At 33.9% G+C, this 19,819-nt stretch carries 13 protein-coding genes and 1 pseudogene; 8 read left to right on the forward strand and 6 right to left on the reverse strand.

Annotated features, from left to right (window positions below):
• Window positions 1-61: 61 nt before the first annotated feature.
• Genes T367_RS0102230 through T367_RS0102240 form a run of 3 tightly spaced genes read left to right on the forward strand, consistent with a single transcriptional unit; the run spans window position 62 to window position 3,301 of the window.
• Window positions 62-550 (forward strand): RNA polymerase sigma factor, encoded by a 489-nt coding sequence (locus T367_RS0102230; RefSeq protein ID WP_027418392.1) that lies wholly within the window; start codon window positions 62-64, stop codon window positions 548-550.
• Window positions 547-2,313, forward strand: a complete 1,767-nt coding sequence (locus tag T367_RS0102235) for a type IX secretion system membrane protein PorP/SprF (protein ID WP_084274278.1) — start codon at window positions 547-549, stop codon at window positions 2,311-2,313. The genes T367_RS0102230 and T367_RS0102235 overlap by 4 nt, the downstream gene beginning before the upstream one ends.
• Before the next feature lie 4 nt (window positions 2,314-2,317).
• Window positions 2,318-3,301, forward strand: a complete 984-nt coding sequence (locus tag T367_RS0102240) for a PorP/SprF family type IX secretion system membrane protein (RefSeq protein ID WP_169736009.1) — start codon at window positions 2,318-2,320, stop codon at window positions 3,299-3,301.
• Between the two features lie 558 nt (window positions 3,302-3,859).
• Here T367_RS0102240 and T367_RS0102250 read toward each other — a convergent pair.
• Both T367_RS0102250 and T367_RS0102255 read right to left on the reverse strand, forming a co-directional pair.
• Window positions 3,860-5,491: an amidohydrolase gene (locus tag T367_RS0102250; RefSeq protein ID WP_027418395.1), complete on the reverse strand. Its 1,632-nt coding sequence runs from the start codon at window positions 5,489-5,491 to the stop codon at window positions 3,860-3,862.
• A 5-nt stretch (window positions 5,492-5,496) separates the two neighbouring features.
• On the reverse strand, window positions 5,497-6,957 hold the full coding sequence (locus tag T367_RS0102255; RefSeq protein WP_027418396.1) for a hypothetical protein: 1,461 nt from the start codon (window positions 6,955-6,957) through the stop codon (window positions 5,497-5,499).
• Between the two features lie 372 nt (window positions 6,958-7,329).
• Between T367_RS0102255 and purL the strand changes: the two genes are divergently transcribed.
• Window positions 7,330-9,567, forward strand: a complete 2,238-nt coding sequence (gene purL / locus T367_RS0102260; RefSeq protein ID WP_027418397.1) for a phosphoribosylformylglycinamidine synthase subunit PurL — start codon at window positions 7,330-7,332, stop codon at window positions 9,565-9,567.
• A gap of 83 nt (window positions 9,568-9,650) precedes the next feature.
• Here the strand turns inward: purL and T367_RS0102265 are convergent, their stop codons facing one another.
• The 3 genes from T367_RS0102265 to T367_RS0102275 form a co-directional block, all read right to left on the reverse strand.
• The gene (locus tag T367_RS0102265; protein WP_027418398.1) at window positions 9,651-11,171 is read right to left on the reverse strand and encodes a carbon-nitrogen hydrolase family protein; all 1,521 of its coding nucleotides are present in this window, start codon (window positions 11,169-11,171) and stop codon (window positions 9,651-9,653) included.
• 277 nt (window positions 11,172-11,448) lie between these two features.
• The gene (locus T367_RS0102270; RefSeq protein WP_027418399.1) at window positions 11,449-12,069 is read right to left on the reverse strand and encodes a DUF4240 domain-containing protein; all 621 of its coding nucleotides are present in this window, start codon (window positions 12,067-12,069) and stop codon (window positions 11,449-11,451) included.
• Window positions 12,070-12,200: 131 nt separating this feature from the next.
• Complete coding sequence (locus T367_RS0102275) at window positions 12,201-12,719, reverse strand: YceI family protein (protein WP_027418400.1); 519 nt, start codon at window positions 12,717-12,719, stop codon at window positions 12,201-12,203.
• A 234-nt stretch (window positions 12,720-12,953) separates the two neighbouring features.
• Here T367_RS0102275 and T367_RS0102280 point away from each other — a divergent pair, with 234 nt between their 5' ends.
• The 4 genes from T367_RS0102280 to lptB all read left to right on the forward strand — a co-directional run bounded on the left by T367_RS0102280 (window position 12,954) and on the right by lptB (window position 19,313).
• Window positions 12,954-15,176 (forward strand): hypothetical protein, encoded by a 2,223-nt coding sequence (locus T367_RS0102280; RefSeq protein WP_027418401.1) that lies wholly within the window; start codon window positions 12,954-12,956, stop codon window positions 15,174-15,176.
• Window positions 15,177-15,246: 70 nt separating this feature from the next.
• Window positions 15,247-16,044, forward strand: a complete 798-nt coding sequence (gene tatC, locus T367_RS0102285) for a twin-arginine translocase subunit TatC (RefSeq protein ID WP_027418402.1) — start codon at window positions 15,247-15,249, stop codon at window positions 16,042-16,044.
• 44 nt (window positions 16,045-16,088) lie between these two features.
• A complete protein-coding gene (locus tag T367_RS0102290) occupies window positions 16,089-18,557 on the forward strand; it encodes a DUF5686 family protein (protein ID WP_169736010.1) in 2,469 nt (822 codons plus the stop codon).
• Window positions 18,558-18,560: 3 nt separating this feature from the next.
• Entirely contained in the window at window positions 18,561-19,313 is a 753-nt protein-coding gene (lptB, locus tag T367_RS0102295) for an LPS export ABC transporter ATP-binding protein (RefSeq protein WP_027418404.1), read from the forward strand.
• Window positions 19,314-19,529: 216 nt separating this feature from the next.
• Here the strand turns inward: lptB and T367_RS25005 are convergent.
• A pseudogene (locus T367_RS25005) lies at window positions 19,530-19,819 on the reverse strand (hypothetical protein); the annotation flags it as partial.

Here is a 19,819-nt window from a genome sequence, read left to right on the forward strand (position 1 = left end):
TTGATGAGTTAGATTGTTTTAGCTGATAAAAGGGACTGAATTTAATTGATCCACTACAATTTTGACAAGAAAAGAATACAATATTATCGTTACTGATTTTTCTTCAAGGTTATTCGGTTATGCACTGAAATACCTAAAGAATACGGAGGACGCAAATGATATTGTTCAGGATGTTTTTGAAAAATTGTGGAAGAATCGGAAAAAGGTTGAAGTAGAAAAGGCAAAAGCTTGGTTGTTTACATGTGCACACAATGGCATGTTAAATATGATTAAGAAAAATAGCCGAATTTCTTATAGAGAGAATAATACTTCAGAGCCGAATGAAAATTGTCACACTGCTTCGTTTGAAATGAAGGAATTAATTGACAAATCATTAGGATTGCTTCCGCCGCTTCAAAAATCAATTCTCTTATTGAGAGATTTGGAAGGATACAATTATAAAGAAATAGGCGAAATCTTAAACCTCTCTGAGGCACAGGTGAAAGTTTATTTATTCAGAGCTCGTAATAAAATTAAAAAGCAGTTAAAAGATCTAACACTTATCATATGAATATACCTGAGAATTTTGACAGGTGGATGTTTGATTATTTGGAAGGAAATCTTTCTCAAAATGAGAAAGACGATTTTGAAAATTTTCTACAAGAAAATCCAAATTATGAGATTGATGCAGAGGTTTGGAAAGAAACTTTTGTTGCAGATGACAATGTTATCTATATGCATCAAGACTCGCTTATCAAAAAGCGTCGCATTTTAGCATGGTTGAACTGGCGTTCAGCAGCAGCTATATTATTACTCTTCGGTACAAGTTCAGTACTGTTTTTTGCCAATCGTCAATTTCAAAACACTGATGCAATAGCAAATCATCCTATTTCTACAAATGACGGTGAATTAATTTCAACGGTCTCAAATAATAAAACTACACAAGAATCTTATACTAATAATAGATTAGGAATAAATGAAGAAGATGCTAATGAATTAAATAATCAAAATCAACTATCGTTATTAGCCGTTCAAACGAATGCTAATTCAAATTCGTTAAATAGTCGACACAATTTGAAAAGTAGGTTTGGTAATGGAAATAATTCAAATAATAATAGAGCAAATACTAATTCGGCAAATACGCAAACAACCCGTACATTTGATTATCCAACAGAGAAGTTTGGAATGGCAAGTGCAACACCTGTTTTTTCTGATGATACAAAAAATGAAGCGAGAAAAACTAAAAGTGATGCGATTAAACAAGCCGAAGCTAAATTAAATGGTGATAAATATTCATCTGCATATCAAAATAACCCGAAAGATGACGGGTTAAATCTTGACATGAAGCAGAAAAAAGAGTTCAAGTCACAAGGGACTGCTTTAACAGCTTTGAAAAAAGTAAAAAACAAAATTGAACGTGCATTGAGCTACCCTGTTGGACTGGTCAATTTACGAGATCCAGAATTGTTGATGCCTGAGAATTCATTAATGGCATTTAATCCTGGGTTCACTGGAGCAATGTTGAAATCTAGATTTGAAGCACGTTACCGTAATCAATGGTATGGTACTGATCAGAATTCGCATAGTGCAAGTTATAGTTTTGATACCTATGCTTCTTCTATAAAAGGAGGTATTGGTATGATGGTCAATGCGAATTTCCTTTCGAATGGTGGATTTGGAGATTATAATGTGGCTTTATTTTATTCACCTAAGTTTTCAATTTCAAAAGATATAGTGTTTGAACCTGCGATTAAAGTAGTAATGGGACAAATTGCTCAAAAGACTTCTTTAGTAGGGGCAAATAAAGAATTTGAATTGATTAGGGGAGAGGTCTTGAATTCAGGATCGGAGGCAACTACCAATACCATTAGAAGTGCTTGGTATAAAGATTATGGATTAGGATTCGTATTGAATACGACATGGTTCTACCTAGGAGCAAATGTTGACAATATCGGAGGTCATTATGCTAATGTATATGCGACCGAAGATGGAGATCCTAAACAAGCTTCACTAGTCTCATCAGTAATTATTGGTGGAGATTGGGAAAATGATAAAAAAACAGTAACGTTTAGTCCTTTTGTCGCGTATAAAAAAACCGGTGAAAAATCGGAGGCGTGGACAGGCTTAAATTATAGATATAATAATTTCTTGATCGGGGGTTCTGTTTCAAGTGATAAAGATTTTGTGGGTTCGATTGGAATGAAGTTTAGAGCATTCAAATTAATGTATCATATCGATCAGACTCAATCTATTGTTGAAAATGACAAGTTTTTGTCACATAATTTGACAATTAGATTCAATGGCAAACTTAAAAACACACGTTTTAAATATTAAGATAATGAAAAAACTTATACTGCTAATATTAACTATCACTAGCTTAAATGGTTTTGCTCAAGATCCGGAATTCACGCAATTCTATGCGAATCCGATATACTTGAATCCTGCTATGGCTGGCTCCAATGGTTGTCCCCGTGTTAATCTGAATTATAGAAATCAGTGGGCAAATATTTCAGGAGCTTTTGTTACGAATAGTATTTCTTATGATCAATTTGTGAATGTATTGCGCGGCGGTGTTGCGATTATGGTTACAAATGATATGGCTGGAAAAAACACCTTAAATTGGACTACTTTAAACTTGGCGTATTCTTACCACCTTCAAGTTTCAAGGAAGTTCACGTTTTTAATAGGTGCGCAAGCTGGCTGGAATCAAAAATTCTTAGACTGGAATAAATTAACGTTTGGTGATCAAATTGATCCGCGTAGAGGTTTTATTTATCAAACTGGAGACTTGCCTAGAGGTAGAGTGTCAGAAAGTGGATGGGGAACGAAAGGATTTATCGATTTATCAGCAGGAATTGTAGGTTATTCGAAAAACTTTTATTTTGGATTTGCAGCAAAACATTTAAATACACCTGAAGAAAGTTTGATCTTAAACCCTGACGGACAATCAAATCTACCAATGAGGTTTACTGCTCACGTTGGAACAAATATCGAATTTGGTAAAGGATCTCAGTATAGTAATGTAACTTCTATCTCTCCTAACATTATATACACATACCAGGATGGTTTTATGCAATTGAATTTTGGAACATATATAAAGTACGGAGCGTTTACAGCAGGAGCATGGTGGAGAGCGAGAGACGCATTTATTTTATCAATTGGTGTTGATAATGGTTCTTTTAGACTTGGATATAGTTATGATATTACAATTTCACCTTTGACAAACGCATCTGGCGGATCACATGAGTTATCTTTAGGATACAATATACCATGTAAAAAGCCAACAAAAAACTTTAGAACGATATCATGTCCTTCGTTCTAAAAACGACAACGATTAGCGTTTTGGTTTATGCTAATTGTTTAATAGGGGGTGGTTCCCCTTCCGAGTTAAATCGGAATTGATTTCTTTGTTTTGGTTTGAAAAGCGATTCGCCCATTAGGTGGATCGCTTTTCTCTTTTTATGGAATTGATCTAGACAAATTTCCTCTCTCAAAAAGCTTATTCTTTCTTGATCTGAACATTACGCTAAGCAATATCCTGAGGTTAGTGGCGCTTATATAATCCGATCTTTAATCTATTACCAGGTGTGTATAATACAATGAACAAAAATGATTTATTTGATCTTTCTGCGTTAGTGATTGCAGCGGATATCCTTTTGTCTCGCAACGAAGTTGAGAGACAAAAGATTAGAGCGAAAAGCACGCCCGCTGAGCAGAAGCGGGAACGCCCATATTTAAATAAATTTTATGGACATCTTAACTAACAATGGTGCTGTATAATCTTTGTTGAAGACATGCAAAACACTGCTGTTTGGAAGTAAATAAGTTTTTTCTAATCACTATTACTTCGTCCTTCGTTGTTTTAGCGAAGAAGGATCAACTAATCCCCATTATAAACTTCTTCGCCATTCAAAAATGTTTGAACGACATAAGTGCTGAGGATTTCACTGTCATCAATGGTCATAATATCTTTGGTAAGGATGACAAAGTCAGCAAATTTACCGATCGATAAACTCCCCTTTTCATCTTCTTCAAAATTAGAATAAGCAGGCCACAATGTCATGCCTAATAATGCTTGTTTACGCGTTAATTTTTCGTCTGGATAAAAGCCTCCTTCAGGTTGACCATCTTTCGACTGACGAGAAACGGCTGCATAAAAAGTCTCTAAAGGTGCAATGTTTTCAACTGGGAAATCTGTTCCTAATACAATTCGACCTGCTTTTTTTAGTAGTGTTTGATAAGCGTAGGCGTATTTGACTCTTTCCGAACCTAATCTCTCTTCGGCCCAGCGCATATCGGATGTGCAATGCGTAGGTTGAACAGATGGAATAATACGAATGGCTTCAAATAAATTAAAATCGTTAGGGTTAATGACTTGTGCATGTTCGATTTTCCAGCGGTGATCGGCAATTTTTTGAACGGTTTCGGTGTAAATATTCAACATTACACGATTGGCAGAATCGCCAATGGCATGTGTATTGACTTGGTAACCGATTTCGGCTGCTAATTCAGCTAGATCTCGAATTTCGATATAGTCACGCAGTAAAAAACCGTGTTGATTTGGTTGGTCTGAATACGGATGAATTAAACAGGCTCCTCTTGATCCTAAAGATCCATCAGCAATTAATTTAAACGATCGAATAGCGAGGTTGTTTGTTTTGTATTTGCCTTCTTTACTGGCATAATTAATATTGTCATCGTCAGGAAATAACATGGCATAGTCTCGTATTGATAAAGCGTTATTGCTATACCACTCTATAAATAAGTCTCTGTCTATAGCATCTATTCCGGCATCATTAATTGAAGTTAACCCGACTTGAAAAAGTTGTTGTTCGGCTTTTTGCAATACGGCTAGTTTTTCAGATTCGGTTAAAACTGGAACCTGTTTCATCACTACATCATATGCATTGTCTAATAATAAGCCCGTTAATTGTCCATTTACTTTTTCAATCAACCCTCCTGGAATTTGAGTTGTTGTGTCGATTCCTGCTATATCTAAAGCTTTTTGATTGGCAATGGCTGCGTGACCGTCAACCCGGCGGATAAGAACGGGGATTTCTGGATATAATTCGTTTAACATTGCGTTTGTCGGGAAACTATCATTCGCCCATAAAGATTGATCCCAACCTCGACCAATAATCCATGGTCTTTCATTTTTGGATTGATAAATAGCAATTTTATTCAGTACTTCGTCGAAGGATTTTGATCCACGTAAATCTACTTCAGCAAATCCTTGTGCATATCCTAAGAAGTGACAATGCCCATCATGAAAACCTGGGTAAACTGGACGCAGTTTTGCATCAATAATATTGTCACATTTATAGCCATTTAAGATTTCTCGTTCCGGCCCTAATTGAATTATTTTACCGTCTCGAATGGCCATCGCATCATAAATGGTGAAGTTTTCATCGCACGAATAAATTTTAGCGTTGTGAATAATCAAATCTGCTGTATCACTTTTATAACAGCCAACGAATAAACTTAGGATTAATCCGAAATAAATTATTTTCATTTGAGTTATTTTTTAATAGGTTTTAATCGAATAAATACGGCAATGATAATTAGGAGTTCTGCGGCCATTTTATATCGAACAATTGCTCCTAATATAGGCGTTGTCCAACCAATAATCAATAAAATTAGTAGCGCCGCAGCTATTAGATATGTAAAGATATAAAGTTCTTGATTATTAAGGGGCCTTAAATAAAAGAAGGCAATTAGAATAATAAGTAAGAATAAAACATTGTTAACCAAGGCTAAAAATTTAATGGAACTTCCATTGTCCCATGGGAAGGGACGGAAAACAGTATTGAGGGCAACATCAGGCAAGCTTTTTACTAAATTGATGCGTTGGTAATTGATTGGATTTGTTTTAATATAGCTACTAGATGGTGTTACCACTAGGTATAAATCGAAAAGTTGGTCACCGCTGGGCATTGTAAAAAGATTAAATTTTGAAACACCAAACAATTTATATTTGCCTACGGTAGGTTTTAATACTTCTATTTTTTTTCCTTCATGGAGTTTGAAATTCTGATTGAATTTATAATCAAAAGCACAGAAGGAACTATCGGTAATGAAAAAATATCCACCTTCTCCAAAGTTGATTAAATCTTGTTGTTTGTAGGAGATTTTGTGTAGCAAGTTTATTTTGTTGGGGGTATAAGTTGATATGGTAATAAGGGCAATAGCTAGGATAGGGGTGATATAAATCCATTTTTTAGACCAATTCGATAATGCACCCAATATAAAGAGGAAACTGAAGGATATTAGAATTAAACCAATATGTGGTTTATTGAGAACCAATAAAAATATACCTAAAAGTAAACCTGCAAGATGTGTCCAACTGAATGTTTTAAATATTTTGAATAGATAAAAACAATAAATACCAATAGCGAAAATCATTAAACTTTCTTTTGTGATTCCGCTCGACCAGAATGCGATTGAAGGGAATAATAGTAGTGTCCAATAGAAAAGTTTAGGATTTTTAATAAAAGGAGAGAACGATCTGTGAATTAATAAGAGGCCGATAAAAGCCAATAAACTCATGGTAAATGCATGAATATATGGGTTGTTATTCGAATAGAAATGGACTAGAGAATTGATTCTGATTAGTAACCTATTGTCATTCATGAGGTCCCCATTATCACCGTAAGCCCAAATGTTTGTATTGTTCAAGTGACCATTGACATGTTCTTCGTGAGAAGGGTTTACGCCAACCATTAATTTTAAATAGTCCCAGGTATTTTCTTGAGCGAACTCATTCAGTACGCGACTGTCATTCATAAAGGAATAGGCATCACCGTTGAGGTGATTGTCTCCATAGTAATGCGTGAATACAAGAATGAAACTAGTCGCGAAAATTAATTTAATTCCAAAGCCTAATAGGATCGTTTTAAAACTCAATATCGATTTTTCTGCTAAACGATATAAAGTATAGATTGCTCCTAATAGAACTATGAAAAAGAGTAGGTAGGACATATTGCAAAGCAAAAATAAGCATTTGCTTGAAATGATTCATTTAAATAGATATTGAAAAAAATAGTAAAGAATCCGATTGAAATGAGTGTGAATCCTTCGTTTAGATAAGTTTATTGTCAGGTTGATGGACTTAAATTGAAAACTTGTCATTTTCAATTTAAGCAATCAGGATTAATGCTGACATTTTTTTAAAAAACAATAGTCCAAATTTGAAGAATAGATTAATTGTTGAACTATTATTTTTTAATCTATATCTATATAATTTTTATTTTTTTATAAATCGTCAGCCACTGGCGAAAAAATTCGTGAATTTTACGGGGTTAAACCATAGAGAATAATTAACTTTGTGGCCAAATCATTTAGGAGTTAAAAATGGAAAATAATACACAAACTATTGCTACAGTTGACAATGCTATAGAACTTGGTTTACTAGCCGAAGAATTCGAATTAATTAAACAGGCAATGGGCAGAACGCCGAACTTTACTGAACTGTCTATCTATTCAGTGATGTGGTCGGAACATTGTTCGTATAAAAATTCAATTAAATGGCTAAAAACATTGCCTAAAGATGGACCACATATGTTGGTTAAGGCGGGTGAAGAAAATGCCGGTCTAGTTGATATAGGTGATGGTGTTGGTTGTGTATTTAAAATTGAATCGCATAATCATCCAAGTGCTTTAGAACCTTATCAAGGTGCAGCAACAGGTGTTGGTGGAATAAATAGAGATATTTTTACCATGGGTGCTCGACCAATTGCGCAGTTAAATTCATTGCGTTTTGGAGATATCACAAAAGATAGAACCAAATGGTTGGTAAAAGGAGTTGTAAAAGGTATTGGTGATTATGGTAATGCTTTTGGTATTCCAATTATTGGTGGTGAAGTAATGTTTGATAAATCATACAATACAAATCCATTAGTAAATGCATTTTCTGCAGGTATTTTAGAAGGTAAAATGATTTCTGCGACATCTGCGGGTGTTGGGAATCCAGTTTATATCGTTGGTTCTGCTACAGGAAAAGATGGAATTGCAGGAGCGGCTTTTGCAAGTAAAGATATTACTGCAGAGTCTTCTGAAGATTTACCAGCTGTTCAAGTTGGAGATCCTTTCCAAGAAAAATTATTATTAGAAGCGACTTTAGAATTAGCAAAAACTGATGCCGTTGTAGGTATGCAGGATATGGGAGCGGCGGGAATTACTTGTTCTTCATGTGAAATGAGTGCAGCAGGTGATAATGTAGGTATGGATATTGATTTATCTAAAGTGCCAACAAGACAAGAGGATATGAAAGATTGGGAAATCTTATTATCTGAATCGCAAGAAAGAATGTTGGTTGTAATTGAAAAAGGTAAAGAAGCAATTGTTGAAGGTATCTTTGATAAATGGGATTTACATGCTGCCAAAATTGGTGTTGTAACTGAAGGTGGAATGATTAACTATTCTATGCATGGTAAAGTTGTCGCTTCTGTTCCAGCTGAATCACTTGTATTAGGTGGTGGTGCTCCAATTTATGATAGAGAATATAAAGAGCCAGCATACTTTCAAGAATTCAAAAAGTTTAATATTGATGACGTGCCAGAGCCTGAAGATTTGAAGGAAGTGGCAATGAAATTATTGGCTCATCCTAATATCGCATCTAAAAGATGGGTATATGAGCAATATGATTCGATGGTTGGTACTAAAACAATGAGTACTAATCGCCCTTCTGATGCAGGGATCAGTAATATAAAAGGTTCTAATAGAGCTTTAGCAATGACTGTTGATTGTAATTCGAGATATGTAAATGCTGATCCAGAAATAGGAACACAAATTGCCGTTTCAGAAGCAGCAAGAAACATTGTAGTTTCTGGTGGTGTGCCAAGTGCAATAACAAATTGTTTGAACTTCGGTAATCCATATAACCCTGAAAGTTATTGGCAGTTTGTCGGAGCAATTAAAGGAATGTCTGCAGCATGTTTAAAATTTAAAACGCCGGTTACTGGTGGGAATGTATCTTTTTACAACCAAACAGTAATTGATGGTGTTGAGGTGCCAGTTTTTCCAACACCAACTATTGGAATGATTGGTGTAATTGAGGATAAATCTAAAATCATGACTTTAGATTTTAAATCAAAAGGTGATTTGATTTTTATTCTTGGAGAATCAAAGAATGATATCTCTTCTTCTGAATACTTAGTTTCGTTTCACGGAATTGAAGCTTCACCAGCACCTTATTTTGATTTAGATAAAGAAGCTGAATTACAAGAAACTGTGAAAGGCTTAATTCAAAATAGATTGATTAATGCAGCGCATGATTGTGCAGATGGTGGATTATTTATCACACTAACTGAAATGGGAATGCCTTCTCATCTTGGATTTGATATTGTATCGGATGCTGAGGTTAGAGAGGATGCTTTCTTATTCGGTGAAGCACAAAGTAGAGTTGTTGTTACGATTAATGAAGATCAAGAAGATGACTTTATCGAGTACATGATGAAACAATCTGTACCATATACATTATTAGGTCATGTAACAAAAGGAAAAATGTGTGTTGATGATGAACACTTTGGTTTCGTAAATGAAATTAAAGATATTTATGATCACGCTTTAGAAAATGCCCTGAATGATTAATTAGGTCATTTTATAAGATTAAAAAAGCGGCTATCGAATTTCGATAGCCGCTTTTTTGTTTAAAATCTGATTGCGATTTAGTTTTATTTCTTGTTCAGACTGTATAAATCCAACCTTCTGTCTTGAAGGTTTTTTACAGAACCAAATTGATTGAGTTCTCGCAATAAGGAGATGTCTACGTCGGCAATCAATATCATTTCTGAATTGGGTATTGCTTCAGCTTTAATCCCATTCGTGGGGAATGCAAAATCACAAGGAGTGAACACCATTGATTGAGCATATTGAATGTCCATATTGTGTACATTTGGAAGGTTGCCTACAGATCCTGCAATTGCAACATAACATTCATTTTCAATAGCTCTTGCTTGAGCGCAATGCCGAACCCTTGAGAACCCATTTTGTGTATCCGTTAAGAAAGGAACGAATAATATATCCATGCCATCATTCGCTAATAATCTTCCCAATTCAGGGAATTCAACATCATAACATATCAATACACCAATCTTTCCACAGTCGGTATCAAAAGTATGTAGTTTATTACCTCCTTGCATGCCCCAAACTTTTGCTTCGTCTGGTGTAACGTGGAGTTTTTCATATCTATCAACAGAACCATCTCTACGGCATAAATAACCAACATTATATAAGCGGTCGTCAACTACCTCAGGCATACTTCCGGTGATGATGTTGATATTGTATGAAATGGCCATTTCAGAAAACTTTTGTACAATTGTTTCTGTATGCTGTGCCAGATTTTTAATCGCTGCATGTTCTTGAAGGTGGTTATCTTTAGCCATTAAAGGTGCATTGAAGAATTCAGGGAATAATGCAAAGTCACATCGGTAGCTTGAAACAGAATCAATAAAGTATTCAGCTTGTTGTAATAGTTGATCAAGATGCGAATACGAACGCATTTGCCATTGAATTAAGCCCAGTCGAACATTTGTTTTTTTTCTACTCGGTTTTTTTTCTTTTTTCTCATAGTAAATATTGTCCCATTCTAATAAAACGGCATAATCATCAGATGCTTTATCACCATCTAAATAATTTTTAATGATACGAACAGGGTGGAAGTCGTTTGATATTTGAAAGTTAAAAACTGGATCGTGAATTTCTTTCCGTTTCACTTTTTCAATATACTCTTTTGGGGTCATCGTATCCTTAAATTGTCCGTAATTTGGAATTCGACCGCCAAATGCCACACCTTTTAGGTTCAAACTTTCGCAAAGTTCTTTACGGTGATCATATAAACGTCTACCTAGTCTTAAGCCTCTAAATTCTTGTTTAATAAATACATCGATACCATACAATACGTTCCCTTCAATATTGTGGGTGTTAAAGGTATAATTACCAGTAATATCATTGTAGGTATGGTGATTGTCAAAATCGTCATAATCAACAATAATAGATAATGCACAACCTGCCACTTTTCCATTCACTTGAATTACGATTTGTCCCTCGGGGAATTTTGTGATTAGCGTTTTAATGTGCTTCTCACTCCAAAAAGGATTGGGTAAATCAGGATATGCTAATTTAATAGCAGGTTGCAAATCCTTGTAATTTTCTAACGTTAAAAAAACGAGTTCAATGTTTTCTATTTCTTCCATTGTAAAAAGTGAAAAATTAATTCTTTTATTTGTCAATTTTAATGCTCGTATTCATCTCTTTGTCACAGTTGTAGCGCGATGTTTACACCCATTAAATAATTGCGTAAAGTTGCATATTATTTTAATGATATAATACGACAAAAAAAATAATTTAGAAAATAATAGTTACCTTTTTTTTATTTGGACATACAGTAAAGAGAAGACGCAAGGGTTGGGTCTTTTTTTCATAGTAAATTATTATTGATTTAGCCACCGGGGTGCCAGACCTGGTGGTTTTTTATTTCCAGAGTGTGGCGAATAAATTGGGGCAATGTTTTTGCAAAGTTTCAGGATCATTTTCGTCCCAACGAATGGCATCATTCAAAGAAGGTGCAGTTTTCAGCTTTTTTGAATCAATATAATCTGCTATTTCTTGTTCTGTTAAATTTTTGAATGCTTTTGAAGCAATACGTTTGAATCCTTCAAAATCATAGAAATTAGTTTCAGGTGAGATTTCGCTTATCAAATAATCAGCATCAATTAAAGCGGTATCATAAACTGTCTTGCCACGAGACAGAATCCAATATCTAAAATGTTCGACTGTTTCAGTGAGATCATTCCCATTAATGATGAATGAAGCACAAGAAATTTTAATATCTGTTAACTGATTAATGAAGTGAATTGTTTTGAGATGGAATCCAATTATTTCTTCAGGATTGAATTTGATTAATGCTTCAATCAAATAGTTTTCTTGCTCGTATTGATTTTTCGTTAGCGTAAGAGAGTCTTCAATGAGGGTCCAATAATTATTGTCAGAAATATCCTTTTCTAAAATTCGTAAGTTCGCCAATTCCGCCAGCTCAGTGATAGTGCCTTTTTTAACTGGTTTTTTTCCGAAAAGTTGATTTAAATGCTCCATTAACTATTTGGCATTGCCAAATTCAAATTATAATTCTTCAGTCAAATTTAAGCATTTAAGTTAAAAAAGCCTGAATAAAAGGGCGAACTTTTATTCAGGCTTTTTTACAAAATTGTATTCCTAAAAGTGTGTTATTCTCCTACTGGAATTTCGAATTTTATTTTAATATTAGTTTTTTCAGGCTTCTTCTTTGAGAAATTTCCCATTTCGTAATCAGTAGCATTAATTTTCATGGTACCTGTGAATACGTTGTCACTAAAAGTGAAAATAACTACTTCCTCACGAACAGTTTCTTTGATTTTTAATTTCCCTGTCATTATTAGTTGATTGTCTTTTTCAACTATTGAGGTACTTGTAAAAGTCATTTTTGGATATTTCGCAGCATTGAAATAGTCCTCACTTTTTAAATGTTCGTCTCTTTTTTTTGTGCCAGTATCCAATGTACTTACATCAACACTTCCTGAGATAGTAGATTTGGTTAAGTCGTTTTTATCAAAGTTAATCTTTGCTTCAAATCCACCTATGCTGCCAGACGTGTTTTGCATATCTGCTACAAATGTCACCTTAACCAGGTTACTTTTAATTTTTAATGATTGCGAAAATCCTAATAAGGGAAGTAAAAAGGCAATACTCAAGATAATATTTTTCATTCTTTTAGTTGTTAATGGTTAGATAAATACGCAGGAATTGTTCCTGATAAAATCCAAAAGTACAATTATATTTGTTTAAACATGTATTTTTAGCAAGGAAAAGTTTAAACTTAATTTTAATTTGACTGTTGAAAACCTTCCTGATCAATCGAAATTCAGTTACTTAAATTAAGTAATTTAGCGTAACTAAATGCGGAATTTGAGTTTTTTATCTGTACGCGACAAATATATTACATGAAATACTTTTATCTATTTTTATTATTAATAACGAATATCGGCTTCACGCAAACCAGTTGGGACGATCTGTCTGGAGAAGAAAAAACATACCTTTATTATGTTGCTCGAAAAACTGAGACTCTACAACCAGAATTATTCCATCTTTTCGAATTTACAGATTCTATACCGTACATCAATGATACGTTGCCCGATTATAAATATATCGAAGCGCAAATAATTAAATCTCCAGATAAATTAATCTTACATCAAGATCAATTCCAAAGAAAGTCGAATGGGATTGTGCGAGATTTGGCAATACGATTTGCTTTGTGGGAATTAGGAGAAGCTCTTCATTTTAGGAATTCAACAGATGAAGCCGATCAAATTTATAGAGATCGACTTAAAGTGTTTGAAAAATTTGTACTCGAAGAAGTACCTCAAAAAGCTGTTCGCACCCTGAATAATGGAGATTATGTATTGATAGAATCATTACAAGGATATTATACACATTCATTGACGGTTCACGATAAGTTGGCGGCGATAAGAAATACAAATTTCGATCAACTTGAGCAAATGTTGATTATTAATGCAATAATGGCTGCACAAGAGAAGTATGTTAATATGCGAGCGAATCAAATGGTAGAATTATTGACGGGAACAAACATGTCAAATAATAGTGATTTATCTGCCGTTGGTGATGGTTCAAATTGGGCCGATTTAGAAGGTGGTTTTTATACCCCGTTCACAAGGAATTTGCCAGATGAAAAAGGATTGTTTCGATTTAATATAAACCAAGTATTAAATGTTGAGAAAGAGTTGGATGAATTGAAGACTGATGATGTATTAATTAGAGAATACAAAAACGACGGGAATCAATCAACTGTCATGCATTTTGATGTTTTTGGTTTTCATCCAGAGCGGCAAACAACTTTAGTGATCCAAAAAGGAGGGAATTCGTATGTGCTTTATGGCAAAAATGAACATCGTTTAGTTTCTCCAGATTCAACATTTGGTGAAGGAGTTACTTATTGGCGTTTAATGCACGAGCTTGAATTTGTGCATATTGCACAATTAAAAGAAGATTTATATGGTAAACGAGGTTATGAATACCAGATAGATCTTTATGAAAAGAAAATTGAAAGTACCAAAATGGCTATTAAAAAGTCTGAATATAGATTAGATGTCATTCGGCATACACCTTCCGCTCCACCAAAAATAAAGAAGAAAAAATTAAAAAAGAAAGACTTGTCCTTGTCAGATCAAGATAGAAGTGGTCACATTCAAGGTGCCATGACGAAATTGGATAAGAAGAGAAATATTGAACAGAATCATTTATTGCAATTGAATGGAATTTTAGTCAAGCAAAAATCAATTTTAGCTAAACTAAAAATTGAAATGGAGAAAGCATTTGAAACACTGACGAAATATGAAACCAAATTGGATAAGATGAAGAAAAATATGGGGTATTTGGTAATGGAATATGAACAAAATAATCATATTTATACTTTTATCGATGGTGCGATTTTTAATTATAAAACACAAGACTTTACTTTTGCGCCTTCAGGTAAATCAGAATCGTTTAGGGTATATCATATTACATTCGGTAAGGATGTTTTTGAGAAAAGAACTGAGGAGAATTTTACGCATATTGATTTAAGTTATGTGGACAATGCTGATAAGTATACCATGCGAAAAATTCAAAAGGATGATCAAGTTAAAGATTTTACGGCAAGTGATTCGTTGCAAACTTTTGAAATATTCAAATTACTGGCACAAGAAAAAGTCGACTTTAATTTAACTTGTACATCAGCTGGAATTAGCGTTGTAGAATCGAATAGATTTAAGTCTTTAAAAGGAGACCAAGTTATAGCTTATGATCCTGAACATCCAAAAAGTGACGGAGCTGTTCTTTATTATGCCAAAGAGAATGATATTATCGAATTACAATTAACGGTAGGCGATGACAATATGTTGCCCATTAATTTTTCACAATATAAAACGGGGTATGATAAGTTTAAAAAGAAAAATCCAACGTTAAATGAGATAGATTTTTATGCGGGTGTGCGTGCTAAACATGAGGCTGACTTGTGGATTGCAACGATGAAAAAACAAGCTGAATTATGGATTAAGGATGAAGCCGAAAAAGGACAAGTTCTTAAGAAGTTAGGGAAACTAAAAGTGAAAAAAGTTTATTTTGAAAATGCTGAAATCAAATCGAAAGTTCCAGCTTATATTCAATAGTTTTAAATAAGAATTAAAATGTGCGTAAAACAATCAAAAGGTGGTTTAAAATATAGTATTTTTGCAAGCTGTGAGTGAAGAAAATACAAATATGCCGTTCTTATCCCACCTCGAAGAACTGAGATGGAGATTAGTCAAGAGTATAATTGCTGTGGTTGTTTTTGCCATTGCTATTTTTTATTTTACATCTTGGATAACAAATAATATCTTTTTGGCTTTAGCCGAACCGGAATTCCCCATCTTTAGATTCTTCTGTTGGGGGTTTAATATTTGCTCCGGGCGTATTGATATCGATTTTCAAAGTGTTGAAATGTCAGGACAGTTCAGTACTAACTTAATGATGGCTATTATTGGAGGGTTAATAGTAGCCTTCCCAATTGTTTTTCATCAGATCTGGGGATTTATTAAGCCCGGTTTAAGACAATCTGAAGTGAAATCGGTAAGAGGTATTGTGTTTTTTGTTTCGTTACTTTTCTTTATAGGAATTGCTTTTGGGTATTTTGTGGTTGCGCCATTGTCTGTTCAGTTTTTAGGAAATTGGAAAATGGTTGACCAAATTGAAAATAATATTACCATTAATTCATATTTGAAAACAATTATTTCAACTGTGTTTTTTACGGGACTTTTATTTTTATTGCCTGTAATCATCTTAATCTTCTCAAAAATTGGAATCATATCAGCCAAGTTTTTGAAGAAGTTTCGAAAGCATGCGCTGGTTGCCATACTTATTGTGTCAGCAATTATTACGCCGCCTGATTTATTTACGCAGGTGATTGTCAGTTTACCGATTATAGTATTATACGAGATTGGTATAATTATTGCCAAGCGAATTGAGAAGAAAAGATACAAAGCTTCTTTAAAAAAATAGTGCTTTGTTGAGCCCAATATGTTTGCAGCTAGAAAAATATGAAAATGCATTTTAAATTAATCGCAATAGCTTTGCTTTGTTCGCTTAATTTAAGTGCTCAAATTAAAATTTCAGGTACCGTCACAGACACAATAACCAATCAGCCGATACCTTTTGCAAAACTATTTTTTGAAATTTCTGAGAGCGCTGTTCGAGCTGATATTAATGGTGTATATTTAATCGAATCGAAAGAAAAATTTGATACTCTTATATGCGGTGCAATTGGGTATACTTCCATCAAAATTCCATTAAAAAGAGGTAAGTACGTAGATTCAACTATTTATCTTAGAGAGTCAATAACTAGTCTAACTGAGATTATCATTTCACCAGGAGAAAATCCGGCTTTTGCAATTTTGAAAGAGGTACATAAAAATAAGGTCAAAAACAATCCAGATAATTTATCGGCGTTGCAATGTAATATTTACAATAAAATGCAATTCGATATTAACAATATGACCGAAGAATTTAAGAAGCGAGCTGTCTTCAAAAAATTTGACTTTATCATGGATTACATGGATACGGTTAATAATAAAAACTATTTACCTGTGCTTTTGACTGAAGGAATCTCATCCTATTATTTTAATGGTCAACCAAAACAAGAAAAAGAAATTATAAATGCATCAAGAGTAACAGGTGTAGATAACTTACAATTGGGGCAATTCACTGGTCAAATGTATCAAGATGTGAATGTTTATGAAGATTATGTAGAGCTCTTCAATAAGGAATTCATGAGTCCAATTGCAAAAGAAGGACGGCTATTTTATAAGTATATTTTATTAGAGAATGACACCATAGAAAATGTGCCCTGCTTTAATATCCAATTCCGCCCAAAAAGAAAAGGTGATGCAATGTTTAACGGCAAAATATGGATTACACAAAAAGGATTTGCCTTAAAGAAAATCATTGCTGAAATACCAGATGATGTCAATTTGAATTATGTTTCAGGTTTTTATGTTGAACAAGAATATAAAGCTGTAAATGATAGTTTGTTTTTATTGGCGTCTGAAAAGATGGAAGCCAATTTTGATCTCTTTAATGATTCGAAAGACGTGAAATTGATGGGGGTAACTATTCACAAGAATGTCACCAGAAAAGATTTTATACTCAATCAACCTAAACCGTTCGACTTTTACCTTTCAGATGTTGTTTTGTCTGATAGTGCAGAATCGCGTGATAATAGTTATTGGGATGCCCAACGTTTTACAAGTTTAAGCAAAGAGGAGGCAGGTGTAATAGAAATGGTTGATTCTTTAAAAGGGAATGCGAGTTATAAATTTATGGAAAATCTTGTTTACCTCGCTTATACTGGTTTTTGGAAGGTCGGACCAATTGAGATAGGTAGTTTATACGACGCTTACAATAGGAATGTAGTGGAAGGGACTCGTTTTATGTTGAGTTTAAGAACATCGAATAAATTCAGTAAAAAAGTAGAAATTTCAGGTTTTGCAGCTTATGGTTTAAAGGACGAAGTTATAAAGTATGGAGGGTCATTGCGATGGAAGATTAGTGACAATCCGAGAGAGATGTTGCGTTTTGGTTATCGAAAAAAAATTGAACAATTAGGATTGACATCGACTGTTGGAGATGTGGGGAATTCAATAACCAGTTTATTGTCAGTCGGTCCAGTTGATAAGTTAACAATGGTTCATCAGGCTACTGTAGGATTTGAAAAAGATTATCGTGTTGATATGCGTACCTTTCATACGGTAGAATGGAAAAACTATATTCCTTTGGGAAGTTCTGATTATAGCCGATTGAATCCAGAGTCGGGAGATACCATTCAGATTTCTGATATTACATCCTTCCAAATTCGAAATCAAATAATGTATACAAGGGAAGAAAAATTCCTCGCTGGCCAATTTGATCGAATCTCAATGGGGTCTAAATATCCAATTATATCACTTACCCATACCTGGGGAATAAAAGATTTTTTAGCAAGTGAATATGGTTTTCATCGACTTGATTTTATTTGGAATCATAGACCTCGTCTAGGTTTGTTAGGTCGAATAAATTATACTGTCTACGCAGGAAAGATATTTGGTTCTGTTCCTTATCCTTTTTTGCAGATTCATCCGGGGAATGAGACCTATTATTTGCAAGCGACATCGTTTAATTTAATGAATTATTACGAATTCATTAGTGATGAGTGGGTAGGGGTAGATTTTGAACATCATTTACAAGGATTTATTATGGATAGAATTCCTTTGGTCCGCAAATTGAAACTGAGATTGGTGTACAATGCGCGAATGGTTATTGGTAGATATGATGATAGACATAATGCTGAAATGTTATTGCCTGCATTTTCAAATAAATTTACGAGCCCGTATTATGAAGTAAGTTTAGGCTTAGAAAATATTCTTAAATTTATACGCGTTGATGCAGTTTGGCGTTTATCATATAGAGATAATTTAGATCTCTATGGACAGCCAGTTACAAACTTTGGCATTAAATTTAAATTTTCATCAGATTTTTAAAGTATGAAATTAAGAACAGATAATATAAAGAAATCATATAAAGGTAGACAAGTTGTAAGAGGGGTATCTGTTGAAGTTAATCAAGGTGAAATTGTTGGTTTATTAGGTCCTAACGGTGCTGGGAAAACAACTTCTTTTTATATGATTGTTGGTTTGGTTAAGCCTAATGAAGGTAAAGTATATTTAGATGGTACTGACATAACCAAATACGCCATGTATAAAAGGGCGCAATTGGGGATTGGTTATCTTCCACAAGAAGTGTCTGTTTTTAGAAAGATGTCAGTTGAGGATAATATCATGACGGTATTAGAAATGACAAAACGGACAAAGGCCGAACGTTTAGAGAAATTAGAAAGTTTATTAGATGAGTTTGGTTTGACACATGTCAGAAAAAATTTAGGACAAAGTCTTTCTGGTGGTGAAAAAAGACGAACAGAAATTGCAAGAGCCTTGGCTACGGATCCTAAATTTATTTTATTAGACGAACCTTTTGCAGGTGTCGATCCTATTGCTGTTGAGGATATTCAAAAAATTGTTGCACAACTAAAAGAGAAAAATATTGGGGTCCTCATAACTGATCACAACGTACAAGAAACATTATCTATTACTGATCGAACATATCTTCTGTTTGAAGGGAGTATTCTTCGTGAAGGCAAAGCCGAAGACTTGGCAGCAGATGAAATGGTGCGAAAGGTATATCTTGGAGAGAATTTCGAATTGAGAAGAAAAGATTTCGATAAAAAACCTATAAGTTAAAAGATGTTATTGATTTCATATGGAGAGAATCAACTACCTTTTCTCTGAAGCTTTCGTCGATGTGTGATATAACGAAGGAGGAAAAACTACCTCGTTTACCGAAGCCAGTGGCAAAATAAATATCATTGGGGAATCAACTAACTCGTCCTCCGAAGCTATAACAAGGAATGACAACTAACAACTATTATCTAATCACTACCAACTAACTGTAAAGTTTCACAAGGTTGTTAACGGAAGTTGATTAATCTTGTCTTGTAAATTTAGTAGTTTATTTTCAAACTTTTTTGGTTCTACAATAAATATTTCAGGTTCTAATTGATACCATTTATAAATTGCTTGAATTGGTGTTTTAACATCAAGTTCTTTTCTCAGTGAGCCATGTCTTCTGTATAAATTGTAGTTACACATAAAATTAAAGAGATCTTTATGCATCTGGTCGTATGAATTATAAGAGTGTTTTAAAATTGTATTAGACTTAATGGTTCTATTTACTCTTTCTACCATGC

It is taken from the genome of Crocinitomix catalasitica ATCC 23190, assembly GCF_000621625.1.
GTDB classification, from domain to species: domain Bacteria; phylum Bacteroidota; class Bacteroidia; order Flavobacteriales_D; family Crocinitomicaceae; genus Crocinitomix; species Crocinitomix catalasitica.